This window comes from Bordetella ansorpii (genome assembly GCF_900078705.1).
GTDB classification, from domain to species: Bacteria; Pseudomonadota; Gammaproteobacteria; order Burkholderiales; family Burkholderiaceae_B; genus Bordetella; species Bordetella ansorpii_A.
Genome location: NZ_FKIF01000007.1, coordinates 174,036 through 191,311 on the forward strand (window position 1 = coordinate 174,036; position 17,276 = coordinate 191,311).

Here is a 17,276-nt window from a genome sequence, read left to right on the forward strand (position 1 = left end):
ACGGCGGCGTTACACTTCCAGGTGCCAGGCGGCCAGCCGGCATCTTGCCGTCCCCGCCGCCCCAACGGAGGCTGAATGACCACCCTGTTCGATTTCTCCGCGCGCGGCCTCGATGGCCAGGAGCGCCCCTTGTCCGACTTCAACGGCCAGGTCGCCCTGGTCGTCAACGTGGCGTCGCAATGCGGGTTCACGCCGCAGTACTCGGGCCTGGAAGAGCTGTATCGCAGCTACCGCGACAAGGGCTTCGCCGTGCTGGGATTCCCCTGCAATCAGTTCGGCCACCAGGAGCCGGGCGACGATGCCGCGATCCGCAGCTTCTGCGACATGCAGTACGGCGTCACTTTTCCGATGTTCGCCAAGATCGACGTCAATGGCGCGGACGCGCATCCGCTGTACCGCTGGCTGAAGGAACAGAAGCCCGGCCTGCTGGGCACGGAAGGCATCAAGTGGAACTTCACGAAGTTCCTGGTGGGCCGCGACGGCCAGGTCATCAAGCGCTATGCGCCGACCGATGCGCCGGCCTCCATCGCCGATGACATCGCGGCCGCTTGCGCCGCCCCGCCCCCCGCTGCCTGAGCGGCTGGCGCAGCGGCGGCGGCCCCGGGCGCGTACCCATCGCCGCGGCCCGCGCCGCCAAACCCGCGCGCAGAACCGGGGCTTGCGCCACGGCCCGGCGGCAAGCCGCTATCATGGGGACTTGCCGCCCGCACGACGGGCGACGCAACGAGCAGAGGACCCCCATGATCGACTTGTATTACTGGACGACCCCCAACGGCCACAAGATCACCCTGTTTCTCGAAGAAGCCGGCGTGCCTTACAAGATCCATCCGGTCAACATCGGCAAGGGCGAACAGTTCCAGCCGGAATTCCTGGCCATCTCGCCCAACAACCGCATTCCTGCCATCGTCGACCAGGAGCCCGCGGGCGGCGGCGCGCCGGTCCCGGTGTTCGAATCCGGCGCCATCCTGCTGTACCTGGCCGAGAAAACCGGCAAGTTCATCCCGCAAGACCTGCGCGGCCGCACCGAGGCCCTGCAATGGCTGTTCTGGCAGATGGGCGGCCTGGGTCCCATGGCGGGCCAGAACCATCACTTCTCGTCGTACGCGCCCGAACCGATTCCCTACGCCATCGAACGCTACGTCAAGGAAACCAACCGGTTGTACGGCGTGCTGGACCACCGCCTGGCCGACCGCGAGTTCGTGGCTGGCGAATACTCCATCGCCGACATGGCGGCCTACCCCTGGATCGTGCCGCACGAGAAGCAAGGCCAGAAACTGGAAGACTTCCCACACCTGAAACGCTGGTTCGACGCCATCGCGGCCCGCCCCGCCACCGTGCGCGCCTACCAGAAGGCCAAGGAAATCAACGTCACGCCCTCGGTCAACGACGAGGCTTCGCGCCGCGTCCTGTTCGGCCAGACGGCCGCCTCGCTGCGCCGCTGAACCGCATGGCTCGCGAGGCCCCCACCTTCCGGCGGGCAGTCGCCGATGATCTCCCCGCCATCATCGCCCTGCTGGCCGACGACGTGCTGGGCAGTACCCGCGAAGACGCGACCCTGCCGCCGCGGCCCTGCTACGTGCAGGCCTTCGAGGCCATCGACCGCGATCCGCTGCACCAGCTCGTCGTGGCCGAGCGCGAGGGCCACATCGTGGGCTGCCTGCAGCTCACGTTCATCCCCGGCCTGTCGCAGCGGGGCCGGTGGCGCGCGCAGATCGAGAGCGTACGCATCGCCGCCAGCGCACGCGGCACCGGCCTGGGCCGGGTCATGTTCGACTGGGCGATCGCGCGATGCCGCGAGCACGGCTGCGGCGTCGTGCAGCTCACCACCGACAAGCAGCGCACCGATGCGCGGCGCTTCTACGAATCCCTGGGTTTCGTGGCCAGCCACGAAGGCATGAAGCTCAACCTGGATTGAACGGCAAGGAGCCTTCCCCATGCACGGAGAGTACAAAGTCCCCGGCGGCAAGCTGGTCGTGGCCGACGTCGACGTCGTCGACGGCCGTCTGGCCCACGTGCGCATCAGCGGCGATTTCTTCCTCGAACCGCCCGACGCGCTCGAGACCATCGACCGGGGCCTGTCCGGCCTGCCCGCCGATACCGACGAAGCCGGCCTGGCCGAAGCCGTACGCCAGGCCCTGCCCATCGACGCCGAACTATTCGGCTTTTCGCCCGAAGCGGTGGCGGTGGTCATCCGCAGGGCCCTGTCATGACCTCCATGGACGAATCCAACACGCCCCCCGCCGCGCCCACCACGGTGCCGCCCCAGCCCGCCCCGGCGCCGCGCCGCACGGCCTGGTCCGACTACGAATGGCAGTTGATCCATGAAGGCCCGCAGATGCCGGCCACGCACATGGCGCTGGACGCCGTCATCACCGACGAGGTCGGGGGCGGGCCGCCGTCCGCCCACGCTGCGCATCTGGGAATGGTCGGCTCCCGCCGTGGTCATCGGCCGTTTCCAGTCGCTGCGCAACGAGGTCGACATGCAGGCCGCGCAGGAGCACGGCATTGCCGTCGTGCGCCGCGTCAGCGGCGGCGGCGCCATGTTCGTCGAGCCCGGCAATACCATCACCTACTCGTTGAGCGTGCCGCAGGCGCTGGTGCACGGCATGAGCTTCCAGGAGTCCTACGAATTCCTGGACGCCTGGGTGATCCGCGCGCTGCACGACCTGGGCATCAAGGCCTGGTATCAGCCGCTGAACGACATCGCCTCGGAAGCCGGCAAGATAGGCGGCGCCGCCCAGGCGCGCCGCGGCGGCGCCGTGCTGCACCACGTCACCATGTCCTATGACATCGACGCCGAGAAAATGGTGAAAGTACTGCGCATCGGCCGCGAAAAGCTGTCCGACAAGGGCACCACCAGCGCCAGGAAGCGTGTCGATCCGCTGCGCAGCCAGACCGGCCTGGCTCGCCAGGCCATCATCGGCCGCATGCTCGAAACCTTCTCGGGCATGTGCCTGCTGTCCCCCGGCACCCTGGGGGCCGCCACGCTGGAAGAAGCCGAGCGCCAGGCGCGCGAGAAATTCTCCACCGACGAATGGACCGGCACGGTCCCCTGAGACGGAAGTACGACAATGCTGGACCTACCACGACGCGCGGGCCGCGCCACCCTGATCACGCTGGCCGCCGTGCTGGCGGCCGCCTGCGGCAGTTCGCCTCCGGACACCATCAGCCTGCCCGCCAGGGGCACGGCGGCCAGCGTGGGGGACGTGCGCACCGAGTCCGTCAAGCGCGAACTGACCAAGCCCGGTTGCCGCGGCGAATGCCCGCGGATCGTCATCGACAGCGTGGCGTTTCCCGGCATCGCCCCGCTGACCCAGGCGGTGGACCGCGGCCTGGCCAGCATGACCGGCGTGGATGCCAATCTGCAGGGCAATTACCGCACCATCGACGAGTATGTGGCGTATTTCTGGCGCACCGCGCAGCCGCGCGACCGCACCGACCTGCACGCCAAGGTACGGGATACCGTCGGCGACCTGATCGGGGTCGAGCTGACCACCGAGCAGTACCTGACCGGCGCCGCCCATCCCATTCCCGCCACGCACTTCCTGAACTGGCGGCGCAGCACGGCCAGCGAGATCACGCTGGCGCAGATGGTGATTCCCGGCCGGGGCGAGCAGTACCTGCAGGCGCTGCGCCAGGCGCATGCCGCCTGGCTGAAGCAGAACGAGGACGCGCGCCGCGATCCGGCGGCGTACAACAAGAACTGGCCGTTCCAGCCCACCGATAACGTCACCCTGACGCGCCAGGGCATGGTGGTGAAGTACGACGCCTACGCGATCGCACCGTATTCGTACGGGCAGCCGGAGCTGACGCTGCCGTACCCGGCGCTGCGCGGCATCCTGAAGCCGGAGTTCATGCCGCCGGGGTCCTGAGCGGCAGCGGCGCGGCCGCCCTGGCTGGCTGCGGCAGGGCCGGCTCTTGCCGGCCCTGCCGTCCCGCCCGTATGGACCTCAACCGCTCAAGGGTACAGGCCGCGCACCTGACGGGCCTGCAGGATGCGCGTGCACGCCACGATGAAGGCCGCCGTGCGCAGCGTGACCTTGTGCTCTTTCGCCATCTGCGACACGCCCGCATAGGCCTCGCGCATCAGGCGCTCCAGGCGCTGGTTGATCTCTTCCTCGCTCCAGAAGAAGCTGGAGAAATCCTGCACCCACTCGAAGTAGCTGACCGTGACGCCGCCGGCGTTGGCCAGCACGTCGGGCACCACGTACACATTGTTGTCGCGCAGGATGTCGTCGGCCTCCGGCGTGGTCGGGCCGTTGGCGCCCTCGACCACCACCTTGGCGCGCACGCGGGCGGCGTTGCCGGCGTTGATCTGGTTTTCCAGCGCGGCGGGAATCAGGAAATCGGTTTCCAGGCCCCAGAACTCGGCGTTGTCCAGCGCCTGGCCGCCGCTGAAGCCGCCGACGCCGCCCGTGGAGGACACGTGGGCCAGCAGCTTGTGCACGTCCAGCCCGGCCGGGTTGTAGACCGTGCCGGTGTGGTCCTGCGCGGCCAGCACCGTGGCGCCGGCTTCGTGGAACAGGCGGGCCGCAGTGCCGCCCACGTTGCCGAAACCCTGCACGATGACGCGGGCCTTGGAGACGTCGATGTTCAGGTCGCGCGCGGCCTCGCACGCCACCACGAACACGCCGCGGCCGGTGGCCTCGACACGGCCCAGGCTGCCGCCCAGCGCGATCGGCTTGCCGGTGACCACGCCGGTGGCGGTGGCGCCTTCGTTCATCGAGTACGTGTCCATCATCCACGCCATGGTCTGCGCGTTGGTATTCACGTCGGGGGCGGGAATGTCTTTCGACGGGCCGATGATCACGCCGATTTCGGAGGTGTAGCGGCGCGTCATGCGCTCGAGCTCGGACTGCGACAGATTGCGCGGGTCGACGCGGATGCCGCCCTTGGCGCCGCCAAAGGGCAGATTGACGGCCGCGTTCTTGATCGACATCCAGGCCGACAGCGCCATCACTTCGGACAACGTGACGTCCTGGTGGAAACGCACCCCACCCTTGCCCGGACCGCGCGACGTGTTGTGCTGCACGCGGTAGCCCTCGAAGTGGGCGATCGTGCCGTTGTCCAATTCGATCGGCACATCCACGACCAGCGCACGCTTAGGACGCTTGAGCGTCTCGACCCAGCGGCCCAGCGAACCCAGATAGGGCGTGACGCGGTCTACCTGCTGCAAGTAGATGCCCCACGGGCCGAGATGGTTGGGATCCAGATACGACGGCAATGCATGGGAGGGAGTTTGAGACATGAGGCTGCTCTCCTGGAGGAATGACGCCATTTTATCCACGAACTCAAATACGCCCCCAATTAATCCTTATTTATTTAATTAGGGACATTACAAATACTACCCGTCGGACGGCCTCCCTCAATCATAGGACTGCTGGCGTACGCCCGTCACCCCACGAACCGTCGGCGCGACCGGCGGCGTTGCCGCGGCGGGTGCGGGCTGCATGCTCGCGGGCGCAGGCGGCGCCGTGGGTACGGTGGCCGATTGCAGGGGCGCCAGACCGGGCGCCGGCGCGATCGGTTCGCCCTGCCCCTGCGCGGCCCGCATGTCGCGCTTGCGCTGCTCCGCCCGCGCCACCACCTCTTTGAGACTTTTCGCAAGCGCCGGCTCCTTGCGCGCGTCGACCCAGTCGGCGGCGTTCTTGCCCTGGAGGTCGCGCGTGGTGACGTCCGCGCCGGCGTCCATCAACAGTTGCACCATGGCCTGGTTGCCCGACAGCGCCGCCATCATCAGTGGCGTGGTGCCCTGGGGCGACGGCGCATTGGGCATGGCCTGGTTCTGCAGCATGAGCTTGGCGGCGGCGATCTGGCCCTTGGACGCCGCGTAGTGCAGCGGGGTCCAGCCCAGCCGGTTGACGTGGGCGCCGCGGGCGATCAGCCGCTTTGCCCGCTCGGTCTCGCCCAGCAGCGCCAGATACATCAGCGGAGTTTCGCCGGCGGGATTCTCGGCGTTGACGTCGGTGCGGGGATCCGCGGCCAGCAGGTCGAAGACGTTCCAGGCCTTGTCGATGACCGCGCGCATGATGGCCGGCTGGCCGTTCTGGTAACGCAGGTTCGGATCGGCGCCCTGGGCCAGCATGGCCCGCATCTCGTCTACGCGGTCGTTGGCGATGCTCGGCCACCAGTTGGCCGAGACCTGCGCCGCCGACACGGGGCCGCCCACGGCCAGCGCCAACGTCGCGACCAGGGCGGCCGGGGCGATGCGGCTGCCGGCACGTTGAATGAGATTCCTACGCTTGAACATAGCCATATCGCACAATCCTGAAGTAATACTTTAACTTTATAAGTTGAGAGACTTTAGATTAGATTATCTCTTTATCTTATTGAAAAGCTTGAAGAAGTTATCCGTAGACGCCTGGGCAACCTCTTCCACCGGGATGCCTTTCAATTGAGCGATGCGCTCGGCCACGTGCACCACCTTGGCCGGATCGTTCAGCTTGCCACGATGCGGCACCGGCGCCAGGTACGGCGAGTCCGTCTCGATCAGCAGGCGGTCCAGGGGCATGCGCGTGGCCACGTCATGCACGACCTGGGCGTTCTTGAAAGTGACGATGCCCGACAGCGAGATGTGGAAATTCTGGTCCATCGCCTCGCGGGCGATCTCCCAGGTCTCGGTGAAGCAGTGCATGACGCCGCCCACTTCCGCCGCGCCCTCTTCCCGCAGCACCCGCACGGTATCGGCGGCCGACGAACGCGTATGCACGATCAGCGGCAGCCCGGTGGTGCGCGCGGCGCGGATGTGCCGGCGGAAACGGTCGCGCTGCCAGTCCAGCGGTTCGGACAGGCGGTAATAGTCCAGGCCCGTCTCGCCGATGGCCACCACCTTGGGGTGCTGGGCCAGGCGCGCCAGTTCCTCGGGCTCGGGATCGGGCGTGTCTTCATAGTCGGGATGCACGCCCACCGACGCCCACAGGTTGCCGTGCGGCTCGACCAGTTCCATCAAGCCCGGCCATTCCGGCATGTTCACGCTGACGACCAGGGCATGGCTGACCTGGTTGGCCTGCATGCGGTCCAGGATGCCGGGCAGGTCTTTCGCCAGTTCGGGAAAATTCAGATGGCAATGCGAATCGACGTACATGATGAATGGAGGGGTGACTGCGGGCGGTGGCTGGCCGCCCCACGGCATGGACCGGGACAGGCGTATCCGCCAGGAAAGCCGCCGCGTGAGCGGGCTTGTCGGGTTGGATCAGGCCCCGGCGAACCGGGGCATCATGCCTGGCAGGATAGCACCACCCGCTGCAGCGCCGCGTGGGCGAACAGCTTGGCATTCAAGGGGTGGTTGGCCACCGCGCGCTGGGTGGACAGCCAATGGGCCGTGTCGGCCACCCGAGCGGGATGCGCCCGTGCGGCCGCCTTGCCCACGGCGTCGGCCAGCGAGGGAAAATAGCGCACGGGGGCGCCGCAGCCGGCCAGCATCAGGTCGGCATACAGGCGCTGCAACGCATCGATCCATTCGGGCGTGGGGATTTTTTCCAGCCATTCGGTCAGTGTCCCCACATCCGGCGCCTTGCCCGCGGACAGGGGCATGATCAACTGGCCCAGCCAGGCGGGACACGGCTGGTCCTGCTGCTGCGCCAGGCGCTGGGCCGCCAGGGGGGCTCCGCCCGCCGCGGCCAGCCATTCGGCCGCCGGCTCCACGCCCTGGTCGCGCAGCCACTGCAGGGCCAGTCCGGGGGCCGGCGCGGGCAGCGGCAGGCGCCGGCAGCGCGACACCAGCGTGGGCAGCAGGCGGTCGGGCGCATCGGCCACCAGCAGGAACACCGTATTGGGCGGCGGCTCTTCCAGCACCTTCAGCAGCGCATTGGCGGAAATCACGTTCAGCGCCTGGGCCGGATACAACAGCGCCACGCGCCAGCCGCCACGGTGCGTGGCGGTGTTGAACCAGGATTCCAGTCCGCGGATCTGGTCGATGCGGATGTCTTTCGACGGCGCGCGCTTGGCCGCGCCCGTGGCGGCCGCCTCGGTTTCCTCGGACTCGGGCGCGGCATCCGCGCCTTCTTCCAGCGCCACGGCCTCGGGCCGGATACGGCGCAGGTCGGGGTGATTGCCGGCCGACACCCATGCGCAGGCGTTGCAGCGCCCGCAGGCCAGGCCATTGGCCGGCGATTCGCACAGCAGGCTGGCCGCGGCGGCCGCCGCGAACTGCAGCTTGCCGATGCCGGCCACGCCGTGGATCAGCCAGGCATGGGCAAAGCGCTCGCGCTGGCCGAGCCAGCCGTGCGCCTTCTCCATGTGCCAGGGAAGAAATGCCGCCAGACTCATCGAACCACCCGAACCGGCATGGCCATCATTGCGCGGACTCCAGCAGCGCCCGCAGTTCGGCCTCGAGCTGGGCGCGGACCTCGTCCACGGAACGGCTGCCGTCGATGATGTGCAAGCGCCGCGGCTGCGCCTGCGCGCGGGCATGGTAGGCCGCGCGCACGCGCTCGAAGAAGGCGCCCGCCTCGCGCTCGAAGCGGTCGGGGTCGCGGCTGGCCGACAGGCGCTGGCGCGCCACCTCGGGCGGCACGTCGAACAGCCAGGTGCGGTCGGGCTGCAGGCCGGGCTGCATCCATTGCTCTAGCGCGGCGATGCGTTCGGCGCCCAGTTCCCGGCCGCCGCCCTGGTAGGCGTAGGTGGCGTCGGTATAGCGGTCGCAGACCACCCAGGCGCCGCTGGCCAGCGCGGGCTCGATGACGGTGCGCACGTGCTCGCAACGGCCGGCGAACATCAGCAGCGTCTCGGTTTCCAGGTGCATGGGTTCGTGCAGCACCAGCTCGCGCAGGCGTTCGCCCAGCGGCGTGCCGCCCGGTTCGCGGGTGGCCAGCACGGTGCGGCCCGAGGCGCGGATCGCGTCGACCAGCCAGCCGGCGTGGGTGCTCTTGCCGGCGCCATCGACGCCCTCAAGCGTGATGAAAAGACCGCGGGCCGTCATTCGGCCCTCGCGGATTGCGTACGGATGAACGTGCGCGGGTAACTCATTTCTGCCCTTGTCCCAGGATGTAGCGCGAGACGTTGCGGTTGTGCTCGTTCAGGTTGCGCGAGAACTCGCTGGTGCCATTGCCGCGCGAGACGAAGTAGTAATAGTCATGCGCCTCGGGATGCGTGGCCGCGCGCAGGGCGGCGCGGCCCGAGGCGGCGATGGGCGTGGGCGGCAGGCCGGGCCGGGTGTAGGTGTTCCACGGGGTGTCGGTCTGCAGGTCGCGCTTGCGGATGCGGCCGTCGTAGGCGGCGCCCATGCCGTAGATGACGGTCGGATCCGTCTGCAGCAGCATGCCGCGGCGCAGACGGTTGACGAACACGCCGCCGATGCGCGCGCGGTCGGCGCCGTCGCCGGTTTCCTTCTCGATGATCGAGGCCAGGATCAGCGCCTCGTAGGGCGTGGCCAGTGGCAGGTCGGGGGATCGGTCGGCCCAGAACTTCTGCAGCACCTGCTCGCCCGCCTGGTAGGCGCGGCGCAGGATGTCGAAATCGCTGCTGCCGGGGGTGAACACATAAGTGTCCGGGAAGAACATGCCTTCCGGATGTTCGATCTTGGAGCCCAGGCGTTCCATCAGCGCCTCGTCGCTGACGCCGTCCAGCGTCTGCTTGACGTCGGGATGGTTGCGCAGCGCATCGCGCATCTGGCGGAAGGTCCAGCCTTCGACGAACGTGATCTGCCGCTGCGACATGTCGCCGCGCGCCATGCGTTCCAGCAGCTTCCAGGGGCTGTCGCCCTGAACGGCCTCGTAGCCGCCCGCCTTGATCAGCTTGTCCTGTTCGGTCAGGCGGGCCATCCAGATGAAGCCGTCTTCCCAGACAGGGATGCCGGCCTGCGCCAGCGTGCGCGCGACCGCGCGCGGATTGCTGCCGGGCTGCACCACGAAATCGACGCGCTCGGCGGCCAGCGGCACGGGTTCGTGCGCCCAGCGCCAGGCCAGGCCCACGACGGCGGCAGCCGCCACGAGGGCCAGCAACACGAGCATCAGGAAGAGGGTTCGGAAGCGGATTCTCATGAGTGGGGTGAAGTGTAATGGATAGGCGCGGCGCCAGGCCGCGTTCCGCCCCTGACGAGCGCAAGGACTTGAACCGGTTGGCCGCCCTCGCGGCGTATCATGGGAGTTTGCCTGCCAGCCGCGGGCGGCGTTGCCGTCTGCCTATCGCCACCATGCATGCTTTCTACGATTCGATTCCGCTGGGCGCCGAAGGTTCGCCGCTCTGCTCGCCGCTGCCCGGCTTGCGCGTCCTGGCCGCCGCCGGCGACGACGCCCTGGCCTTTCTGCACGGCCAACTGACGCAGGACGTCACCGGCCTGCCCGCCGACGCCGCGCGCCTGGCCGGCTACTGCACCGCCCGCGGCCGCCTGCTGGCCACCCTGGTGATGTGGCGCGCCGCGCAGGGCGCCGAGGACGATGCCCGCCTGTACGCGCTGGTGCGCGCCGACCTGGCCGAGGCCTTGCAGAAGCGCCTGTCCATGTTCGTGCTGCGGGCCAAGGCCAAGCTGTCGCTCGCGGCCCTGAACCCCGCCGGCGTGCAATGCGACGCCGGCCAATTGCCCGGCCTGCAGGCCGCCGCGGGCGGCGAACTGCCGCGCACGGCCTGGCAACGCGTGGACCGGGTCACCGGCACCTGGATCGCCGCGCCCTCGGCCAGCGGCGCCGCCCTGCGCTGGTGGTGGATCGCCAGCGATGCCCAATTGCAGCAGGCCGGCGCCCTGGGCCAGTTGCTGGCCCGCGCCGAGCCCGCGCTATGGCAGGCCGCCGACCTGGCCGCCGGCCTGCCCTGGATCGGCAGCGCCACCCAGGACCTGTTCATTCCCCAGACGGTCAACCTGGAACTGGCCGGCGGGGTCAGTTTCACCAAGGGCTGCTACCCCGGCCAGGAGGTGGTGGCGCGCAGCCACTACCGCGGCACGGTCAAGCGGCGCATGGCCTATGGCCAGTTGCAGGGCAGCGCCGGCACGGATCAGTTGGCCGGCCTGGACGTCTACGACGCGGCGCAACCCGGCGAACCCTGCGGCCGCGTGGTCGACGCCGCCGGACATGCGGGCGTATCGCTGCTGTTCGAGACCACCCTGTCGTCGTTGCCGGAAGGCGACCTGCGACTGGGCGCGCCGGACGGCCCGCGCATCGAGGTGATGCCCCTGCCGTACGCCTTGACGGCGAACGATTGAGCGCGTGGCCTAGACCGCCACCCCGGCCAGCGCGCCCACCCCGGCGGTCAGTCCGATCGCCAGCGCGCCCAGCACCATGACCCGGATGCTGGCGCGGCCCATGGGCGCGCCGCCGGCCCGCGCGGAAACGGCTCCCAACAGCCCCAGGCACGCCACCGAAGCCACGGTCACCGCCCCGATCACGCCCGGCAACGGCGCCATCGCGGACACCGCCAGCGGCAGGGCCGCCCCCACGGCGAACGACCCCGCCGAGGCCGCCGCCGCCTGCACCGGCCGGGCGCGGTTATGCAAAGAGATCCCCAATTCGTCACGCGCATGCGCGTCCAGGGCGTCATGCTGCGTCAACTGGCGCGCCACCTGCGCGGCCAGGTCGGGGCTCAGCCCTCGCGCCACGTAGATGCCGATCAGTTCGTCCAGTTCCTGCGCCGCATTGCCACGCAGCGAGCGCATTTCCATCTGCAGATCGGCGGCCTCGGTGTCGGCCTGGCTACGCACCGAAACATACTCGCCGGCCGCCATCGACAGCGCCCCCGCCACCAGGGCCGCCAGCCCGGCCGCAAGAATGGCTTCGTGGCTGGTCTGCGCGGCCGCCACGCCCGCGATCAGGCTGGCGGTGGAGACGATGCCGTCATTGGCGCCCAGTACGGCGGCACGCAGCCAGCCGATGCGGAAGATGCGATGGTGTTCTGCGGTAGGCATCATGGAACGCGCCCGGCAACCCTGCCGATCGGCGCGTGCCGAGTATAAGCCCGCGCCGCCCCCGATCGCGCCGGCTCATGGGCGGCACGGCGGGCGGCGGACTGCGCGCATCAACGCGGCGTGACACGCACCGTGGTCATCAAGCCCACCACGCACAGCGTGGGCCGGCCGTCGCGCCAGGCATGCACCTCGGCCTGGCAGACGGTCAGGCGGCGCCCCGGCTTGAGCACGGTGCCGGTCGCCACGTAGTACTCGCCCGAGGCCGGCGCAAGGAAGTTCATCTTGAACTCGGAGGTCAGCACGTCCTCGCCCGGCTCGAACAGGCTGAAGGCGGCATAGCCGCCCGCGCTGTCGGCGATGGTGGTGGAGATGCCCGCATGCAGGAAGCCGTTCTGCTGGGACAGATCGGCTCGGTGCGCCAGGCGGATCTCGACCCTGCCCGGCGCCATCACGCGCAACTGGGCGCCCATCATCGCCATCACCCCCTGGCGGGCGAAGCTGGCCTGCACGCGCGCGGCCAGTTCATCAGACACCACCGCGCCGCCGCTCATTTGGGCTTCTGGGTATACAGGCGCACGATGCTGGAAAAATCCAGCCCGCCGCTGCCGCCCTGGCTATGCAACGCATACAGGTTGCGCGCCAACTCGCCCAGCGGCGTGGCCGCGCGGGCCGACAAGGCCGCCTCGGCCGCCAGCCCCAGGTCCTTCAGCATCAGGTCCGTGCCGAAGCCGCCCGCGTAGCCCTTCGAGGCCGGCGTGTCGGGCATCACCTCGGGCCAGGGGTTGTACAGCTCGGTGGCCCAGTTGCGGCCCGAGCTCTTGGCGATGATGTCGGACAGCACCTTGGGATCCAGCCCATTGGCCACGCCCAGCGCCAGCGCCTCCGACGTGCCGGCCATCAGGATGCCCAGCAGCATGTTGTTGCAGATCTTGGCGACCTGGCCGGCGCCCGACGGCCCCGCATGGAAGATGTTCCTGCCCATCTGCTCCAGCACGGGCCGGGCCCGCGCCAGCGCCTGGTCGGAGCCGCCCACGATGAAGGTCAGCGTGCCCGCCACCGCGCCGCCCGTGCCGCCGGACACCGGCGCATCCACCATGTCCAGGCCGCGGGCCTGCGCGGCCGCGCCCACCTTGCGCGCCGAGTCCGGCGCGATGGTGCTGCAATCGATGACCAGGGTGGGCGGCTCGATGCGCGCCAGCAGGTCTTCGCCCAGGTACAGGCCCTCGACGTGCTTGCTGGCGGGCAGCATGGTGATGACGATCTCCGCGCCCGCCACCGCCTCGGCGGCCGAACCCGCGGCGCGCGCGCCGGCCTCGGTCAGCGTGCGCACCGTCGCGGGCACCAGATCGAACACGGTCAGCGCATGGCCGGCCTTGATCAGGTTCTGCGCCATCGGCGCGCCCATGTTGCCCAGCCCGATGAAAGCAATACTGCTCATGTTGCGTGTCTCCTCGCATTGTCCGGCCCCGTGTCCGCGCCCCGGTCGGGACGCGCGGCCCATCAGGGCACGCGTCCGGCCGAGGCACCGGCGCGGGGTCCTGGGGTGGTGTGAATCGTCGCGGGCCGCCGCGGGTCAGGCGCGGCCCAGGTCCTCCAGCGGATGCGGCACGCCCTCAGGCCACGGTTCCTGGAAGAATTGCTGCACCCAGGCCGGACTGGCCTCGGCCAGCGTGGCCGGGTTCCACCTGGGGGTCTTGTCCTTGTCGACCAACAGCGCGCGGATGCCCTCTTCCAGGTCGCCATGCGCCGTGCAGACCAGCGCCGCCACGTACTCGATGCGGAACACGTCATCCAGCGAACGCAGCCGCGTGTGCTGCTGCAGCGCATACGCCAGCCGCGCCGAGCCCGGCGAACCGGCCAGCATGGTCTTGGCGGCGCGCGCCAGCCATGGATCGTCGTGGTTCGTCAGTCCGGCGAGTTCGTCATAGATGGTCTCCAGCTTCATCTCGCCGCAGATGCTGTTGATCAGGAACGAATGCTGGCGCAACGGGCCGGGTTCGAGCGGTTCGGAGGGCTCGTGCGCCAGCAGCACCTGACGCAGCAGGCCGTCGTTGATGGAGCGCGGCGCCAGGCCGCCCTGGTTGGGGCCGCCCGCCCAGGGTTGATGCAGGAGCGCCTCGCAGAAACGCGGCCAGTCGGCCGGGTCGAGCCGGAAATCGGCCATGCCCGCGAAGAAGGCGTCGGAGGTGTTCAAATGCGCGCCCGTCAGCGCCAGGAACAGGCCCACGCGGCCGGGCATGCGGTTCAGCATCCAGCTGGCGCCCACGTCGGGAAACAGGCCGATGGAGATCTCGGGCATGGCCACGCGGGCGTCGGAACTGACCACGCGGTGGCTGGCGCCCATCATCAGGCCCACGCCGCCGCCCATGACGATGCCGCGGCCCCAGCACAGCAGGGGCTTGGGATAGCAATGGATCAGGAAGTCCAGCCGGTACTCGTGCTCGAAGAACGTGCGCGCATGGGTATTGGCCCACGCGCCCTGCCCCGCATGCTCGCGCATGCTGCGATACAGTCCGTGCAGGTCGCCGCCCGCGCAGAACGCCTTTTCGCCGGCCCCTTGCAGGATGACCAGCGCCACCGAACTGTCGGCCGCCCAGGCCCGCAGCTGCGCGTCCAGCATGTCGACCATTTCCAGGGACAACCCGTTGAGGGTCTGCGGCGAATTCAGCGTGGCCACGCCCAGGCGCATGCCGGTATCGGTAAAGCGCTCCTCGAACAGCACGGGTACGTTCATCTTATGTCGACTCCTTTATCCAGCAGTTGTCGGGCCACGATCACACGCATGATCTCGTTGGTGCCCTCAAGTATTTGGTGTACCCGAGTATCGCGCACCAGACGCTCCAGTGGATAGTCACGCAGGTAACCATATCCGCCATGCAGTTGCTGCGCGTCCAGGCAGATCTGGAAGCCCATATCGGTGGCGAAGCGCTTGGCCATCGCGCAATAGGTGGTGGCATCCGGCGAGCCGCCGTCCAGCTTGCAGGCGGCCAGGCGCACCATCTGGCGCGCCGCCACCAGGTGCGTGGCCATGTCGGCCAGCTTGAACTGCAGCGCCTGGAACTCGGCCAGGCGGCGGCCGAACTGTTTGCGCTCGTCCATGTAGCGGCGCGCGGCGTCCAGCGCGCCCTGCGCCGCGCCGACCGAGCAGGTGCCGATGTTGATGCGCCCGCCGTCCAGGCCCTTCATGGCGATCTTGAAGCCCTCGCCCTCGGCGCCCAGCAGGTGGCCCGCGGGCACCCGGACGTTCTCGAAGGTGATGGGCCGCGTGGACTGGCTGTTCCAGCCCATCTTCTGTTCCTTGCGACCATAGCCGATGCCCGCGGCGTCGGCCGGCACGGCGAAGGCGCTGACGCCGCCCGCGCCCGCCCCCCCCGTGCGCGCCATGACCACCAGCAGATCGGTGTCGCCCCCGCCCGAGATGAAAGCCTTGGCGCCGTTGATCACGTAGTCGCCGCCCTCGCGCTCGGCGCGGGTCGACAGCGACCCGGCGTCGGATCCCGCCCCCGGCTCGGTCAGGCAGTACGACGCCAGCTTCTGGCCGCTGGCCAGCGCCGGGCCCCATTCGGCGCGCAGCGCCGGCTGGCCCCACTGGCCCACCATCCACGTGGCCATGTTGTGGATGGTGAGAAAGGCGGTGGTGGACGGATCGACGGCGGCCATTTCCTCGAAGACCAGCGTGGCGTCCAGGCGCGGCAGGCCCAGGCCGCCGATCTCTTCGCTGGCATAGATGGCGCAGAAGCCCATCTCGCCGGCGCGCGCGAAGGCCTCGCGCGGGAAGATGCCTTCCGCGTCCCAATGCGCGGCGTTGGGCGCAAGCTCGCCCAGGGCATAATCGCGCGCCGCCTGGGCGAAGGCGCGCTGCTCGTCGGTCAGTTCCAGGTCCACGAAGCGTCTCCAGAGATCGTTATGGTCTTATGGGGATGCGACCGCCTGATGAAGGGTTCCGGCCGCTGGGTATTACGTTGACGTAAACGTCACATTCAGCCTTATCTTACGCCGGAACGGCGCCGGGATTTTGTCCCGCGGGCGACAATTCCCGCCGGGGACCGTCGGCGGGCTACAGCAGTCCGGGCGGACGCTGCCGGGCCTGGCTCGTGCGCCGGTGCTCGACACGGCGGCGGCGCGACTCCTTGGGATCGAAGCGCAGTTCGCGGTAGATCTCGACGCGGTCGCCGTCGGCCAGGAGCGCATCGGGCACGCAGGCGCGCCCGTAGATGCCTACCCCGTGCCGCCAGGGGTCGATGCCGGGAAACGCCTGGACGAATCCGCTGGCGGCCAAGGCGTCGGCCACCGTGGCGCCGGCGGGCAGGGTCAGGTCGCGCTGCCAGGCGCTGGCCGCCGCGGCATGGCAGACCTGCACGCGCAAGGCGCCCGCGATGGCATCACTCGCCATATTTGGTCTGGGCCCGCTTGGTGAACGAATCGATGAAGCTGGTGGCGATGCGGTTGAACACCGGCCCCACCACCATCTCGAGCGCGCGGTTGGAAAACGCGTACTCCAGGGTGAACAGCACCTTGCAGGCGTCGTCGGCCAGCGGCTGGAACTGCCAGTTGCCGACCAGGCGCGAGAACGGGCCATCGACCAGTTCCAGGTTGATGCGGTGGGGGTAATCGTGGGTATTGCGCGTGGTGAAGCGCTGCTTCAGGCCCGCCAGACTGATCATGATGGAGGCCTGCATGCCGTGCTCGTCACGCGACTGCACCTCGGTGCCGCCGCACCACGGCATGAACTCCGGGTACTTTTCCACGTCGGCCACCAAGTCGAACATCTGAGCGGCGGAGTAAGGCACGAGGACGGAACGCTGGACTGTGTGCATCGACTATCGCAAATGGCTAGAATGATCGGATTTTACCGGTACAGCGGATCCTGTACGCCGAGACGGGTTCAAACCCCGGGTTTACCTGCCCGGTTTTCACCCCCCTGGTTTCAGAACTCCGGCCTCGGACGCAGGTATCCTCCCCCTAATGAGCATCATCGACAATCGCAAGGCCTCGCACGATTACTTCATCGAAGACCGCTACGAGGCCGGCATCGCCCTGCAAGGCTGGGAGGTCAAGGCCATCCGGTCGGGCCGCGTGCAACTGAAGGAAAGCTACGTCATCGTACGCGAAGGCGAGATCTACCTGATGGGCATGCACGTCAGCCCCCTGCCCACCGCCTCCACGCACATCCACCCCGACGCGATGCGCACGCGCAAGCTGCTGCTGCACGCGGAAGAAATCAGCAAGCTGATCGGCAAGGTCGAGCAGCGCGGCTATACCCTGGTTCCCCTGAACCTGCACTACAAGAACGGCCGGATCAAGCTCGATTTCGCGCTGGGCCGCGGCAAGAAACTGTACGACAAGCGCGACACCGCCCGCGAAAAAGACTGGCAGCGCGAGAAAGACCGCGTGATGAAGCACGACACGCGCAACAGCCGCCGCGACGACTGAAGCCCGG

General features: G+C 68.8%; 20 protein-coding genes and 1 pseudogene. 8 read left to right on the plus strand and 13 right to left on the minus strand.

The genetic code is table 11. The features are described from left to right. Nucleotides 1-75: 75 nt before the first annotated feature. From A6745_RS16465 to A6745_RS16490, 6 genes and pseudogenes are all read left to right on the plus strand, one after another. Nucleotides 76-576: a glutathione peroxidase gene (locus A6745_RS16465; protein ID WP_066129372.1), complete on the plus strand. Its 501-nt coding sequence runs from the start codon at nucleotides 76-78 to the stop codon at nucleotides 574-576. Nucleotides 577-740: 164 nt separating this feature from the next. Further along, nucleotides 741-1,442 carry a glutathione binding-like protein gene (locus A6745_RS16470; RefSeq protein ID WP_066129376.1) on the plus strand — a complete coding sequence of 234 codons (702 nt, stop codon included), beginning with the start codon at nucleotides 741-743 and terminating at the stop codon, nucleotides 1,440-1,442. Between the two features lie 5 nt (nucleotides 1,443-1,447). After that, a complete protein-coding gene (locus tag A6745_RS16475; RefSeq protein WP_066129379.1) occupies nucleotides 1,448-1,915 on the plus strand; it encodes a GNAT family N-acetyltransferase in 468 nt (155 codons plus the stop codon). Between the two features lie 19 nt (nucleotides 1,916-1,934). Continuing rightward, a complete protein-coding gene (locus A6745_RS16480; protein ID WP_066129382.1) occupies nucleotides 1,935-2,210 on the plus strand; it encodes a biotin--protein ligase in 276 nt (91 codons plus the stop codon). A 125-nt stretch (nucleotides 2,211-2,335) separates the two neighbouring features. Continuing rightward, a pseudogene (locus tag A6745_RS16485) lies at nucleotides 2,336-3,056 on the plus strand (lipoate--protein ligase family protein). A gap of 15 nt (nucleotides 3,057-3,071) precedes the next feature. Then, nucleotides 3,072-3,872 carry an RsiV family protein gene (locus tag A6745_RS16490; protein ID WP_066129385.1) on the plus strand — a complete coding sequence of 267 codons (801 nt, stop codon included), beginning with the start codon at nucleotides 3,072-3,074 and terminating at the stop codon, nucleotides 3,870-3,872. Nucleotides 3,873-3,958: 86 nt separating this feature from the next. Here A6745_RS16490 and A6745_RS16495 read toward each other — a convergent pair whose 3' ends face one another. The 6 genes from A6745_RS16495 to mltG form a co-directional block, all read right to left on the minus strand. Further along, on the minus strand, nucleotides 3,959-5,248 hold the full coding sequence (locus tag A6745_RS16495; RefSeq protein ID WP_066129388.1) for a Glu/Leu/Phe/Val family dehydrogenase: 1,290 nt from the start codon (nucleotides 5,246-5,248) through the stop codon (nucleotides 3,959-3,961). A 117-nt stretch (nucleotides 5,249-5,365) separates the two neighbouring features. Beyond that, nucleotides 5,366-6,256, minus strand: coding sequence for an ankyrin repeat domain-containing protein (locus A6745_RS16500; protein ID WP_231886031.1), 891 nt, complete (start codon nucleotides 6,254-6,256; stop codon nucleotides 5,366-5,368). A gap of 57 nt (nucleotides 6,257-6,313) precedes the next feature. After that, nucleotides 6,314-7,084: a TatD family hydrolase gene (locus tag A6745_RS16505; RefSeq protein WP_066129394.1), complete on the minus strand. Its 771-nt coding sequence runs from the start codon at nucleotides 7,082-7,084 to the stop codon at nucleotides 6,314-6,316. Between the two features lie 131 nt (nucleotides 7,085-7,215). Continuing rightward, nucleotides 7,216-8,268: a DNA polymerase III subunit delta' gene (gene holB / locus A6745_RS16510; RefSeq protein WP_066129397.1), complete on the minus strand. Its 1,053-nt coding sequence runs from the start codon at nucleotides 8,266-8,268 to the stop codon at nucleotides 7,216-7,218. A gap of 25 nt (nucleotides 8,269-8,293) precedes the next feature. Further along, complete coding sequence (gene tmk / locus A6745_RS16515) at nucleotides 8,294-8,920, minus strand: dTMP kinase (RefSeq protein ID WP_066129402.1); 627 nt, start codon at nucleotides 8,918-8,920, stop codon at nucleotides 8,294-8,296. 43 nt (nucleotides 8,921-8,963) lie between these two features. Then, the gene (gene mltG, locus A6745_RS16520) at nucleotides 8,964-9,980 is read right to left on the minus strand and encodes an endolytic transglycosylase MltG (protein WP_066129405.1); all 1,017 of its coding nucleotides are present in this window, start codon (nucleotides 9,978-9,980) and stop codon (nucleotides 8,964-8,966) included. A gap of 152 nt (nucleotides 9,981-10,132) precedes the next feature. Between mltG and ygfZ the strand changes: the two genes are divergently transcribed. Then, nucleotides 10,133-11,137: a CAF17-like 4Fe-4S cluster assembly/insertion protein YgfZ gene (gene ygfZ, locus A6745_RS16525; RefSeq protein WP_066129408.1), complete on the plus strand. Its 1,005-nt coding sequence runs from the start codon at nucleotides 10,133-10,135 to the stop codon at nucleotides 11,135-11,137. Between the two features lie 9 nt (nucleotides 11,138-11,146). Here the strand turns inward: ygfZ and A6745_RS16530 are convergent, their stop codons facing one another. The 7 genes from A6745_RS16530 to A6745_RS16560 all read right to left on the minus strand — a co-directional run bounded on the left by A6745_RS16530 (nucleotide 11,147) and on the right by A6745_RS16560 (nucleotide 16,653). Next, nucleotides 11,147-11,836 carry a VIT1/CCC1 transporter family protein gene (locus tag A6745_RS16530; RefSeq protein ID WP_066131306.1) on the minus strand — a complete coding sequence of 230 codons (690 nt, stop codon included), beginning with the start codon at nucleotides 11,834-11,836 and terminating at the stop codon, nucleotides 11,147-11,149. 110 nt (nucleotides 11,837-11,946) lie between these two features. Then, complete coding sequence (locus A6745_RS16535) at nucleotides 11,947-12,387, minus strand: PaaI family thioesterase (protein ID WP_066129412.1); 441 nt, start codon at nucleotides 12,385-12,387, stop codon at nucleotides 11,947-11,949. Next, entirely contained in the window at nucleotides 12,384-13,274 is an 891-nt protein-coding gene (gene mmsB, locus A6745_RS16540; protein WP_066129415.1) for a 3-hydroxyisobutyrate dehydrogenase, read from the minus strand. The genes A6745_RS16535 and mmsB overlap by 4 nt, the downstream gene beginning before the upstream one ends. A gap of 135 nt (nucleotides 13,275-13,409) precedes the next feature. Further along, the gene (locus A6745_RS16545; protein ID WP_066129420.1) at nucleotides 13,410-14,570 is read right to left on the minus strand and encodes an enoyl-CoA hydratase/isomerase family protein; all 1,161 of its coding nucleotides are present in this window, start codon (nucleotides 14,568-14,570) and stop codon (nucleotides 13,410-13,412) included. Beyond that, nucleotides 14,567-15,721 carry an acyl-CoA dehydrogenase family protein gene (locus A6745_RS16550; protein WP_066129423.1) on the minus strand — a complete coding sequence of 385 codons (1,155 nt, stop codon included), beginning with the start codon at nucleotides 15,719-15,721 and terminating at the stop codon, nucleotides 14,567-14,569. The genes A6745_RS16545 and A6745_RS16550 overlap by 4 nt, the downstream gene beginning before the upstream one ends. Nucleotides 15,722-15,893: 172 nt before the next feature. Continuing rightward, the gene (locus A6745_RS16555; protein ID WP_082853116.1) at nucleotides 15,894-16,229 is read right to left on the minus strand and encodes an RnfH family protein; all 336 of its coding nucleotides are present in this window, start codon (nucleotides 16,227-16,229) and stop codon (nucleotides 15,894-15,896) included. Beyond that, the gene (locus A6745_RS16560; RefSeq protein WP_066129426.1) at nucleotides 16,219-16,653 is read right to left on the minus strand and encodes a type II toxin-antitoxin system RatA family toxin; all 435 of its coding nucleotides are present in this window, start codon (nucleotides 16,651-16,653) and stop codon (nucleotides 16,219-16,221) included. The genes A6745_RS16555 and A6745_RS16560 overlap by 11 nt, the downstream gene beginning before the upstream one ends. A 148-nt stretch (nucleotides 16,654-16,801) precedes the next feature. Here A6745_RS16560 and smpB point away from each other — a divergent pair, with 148 nt between their 5' ends. Next, nucleotides 16,802-17,269, plus strand: coding sequence for an SsrA-binding protein SmpB (smpB, locus tag A6745_RS16565; RefSeq protein WP_066129429.1), 468 nt, complete (start codon nucleotides 16,802-16,804; stop codon nucleotides 17,267-17,269). Nucleotides 17,270-17,276: the final 7 nt, after the last annotated feature.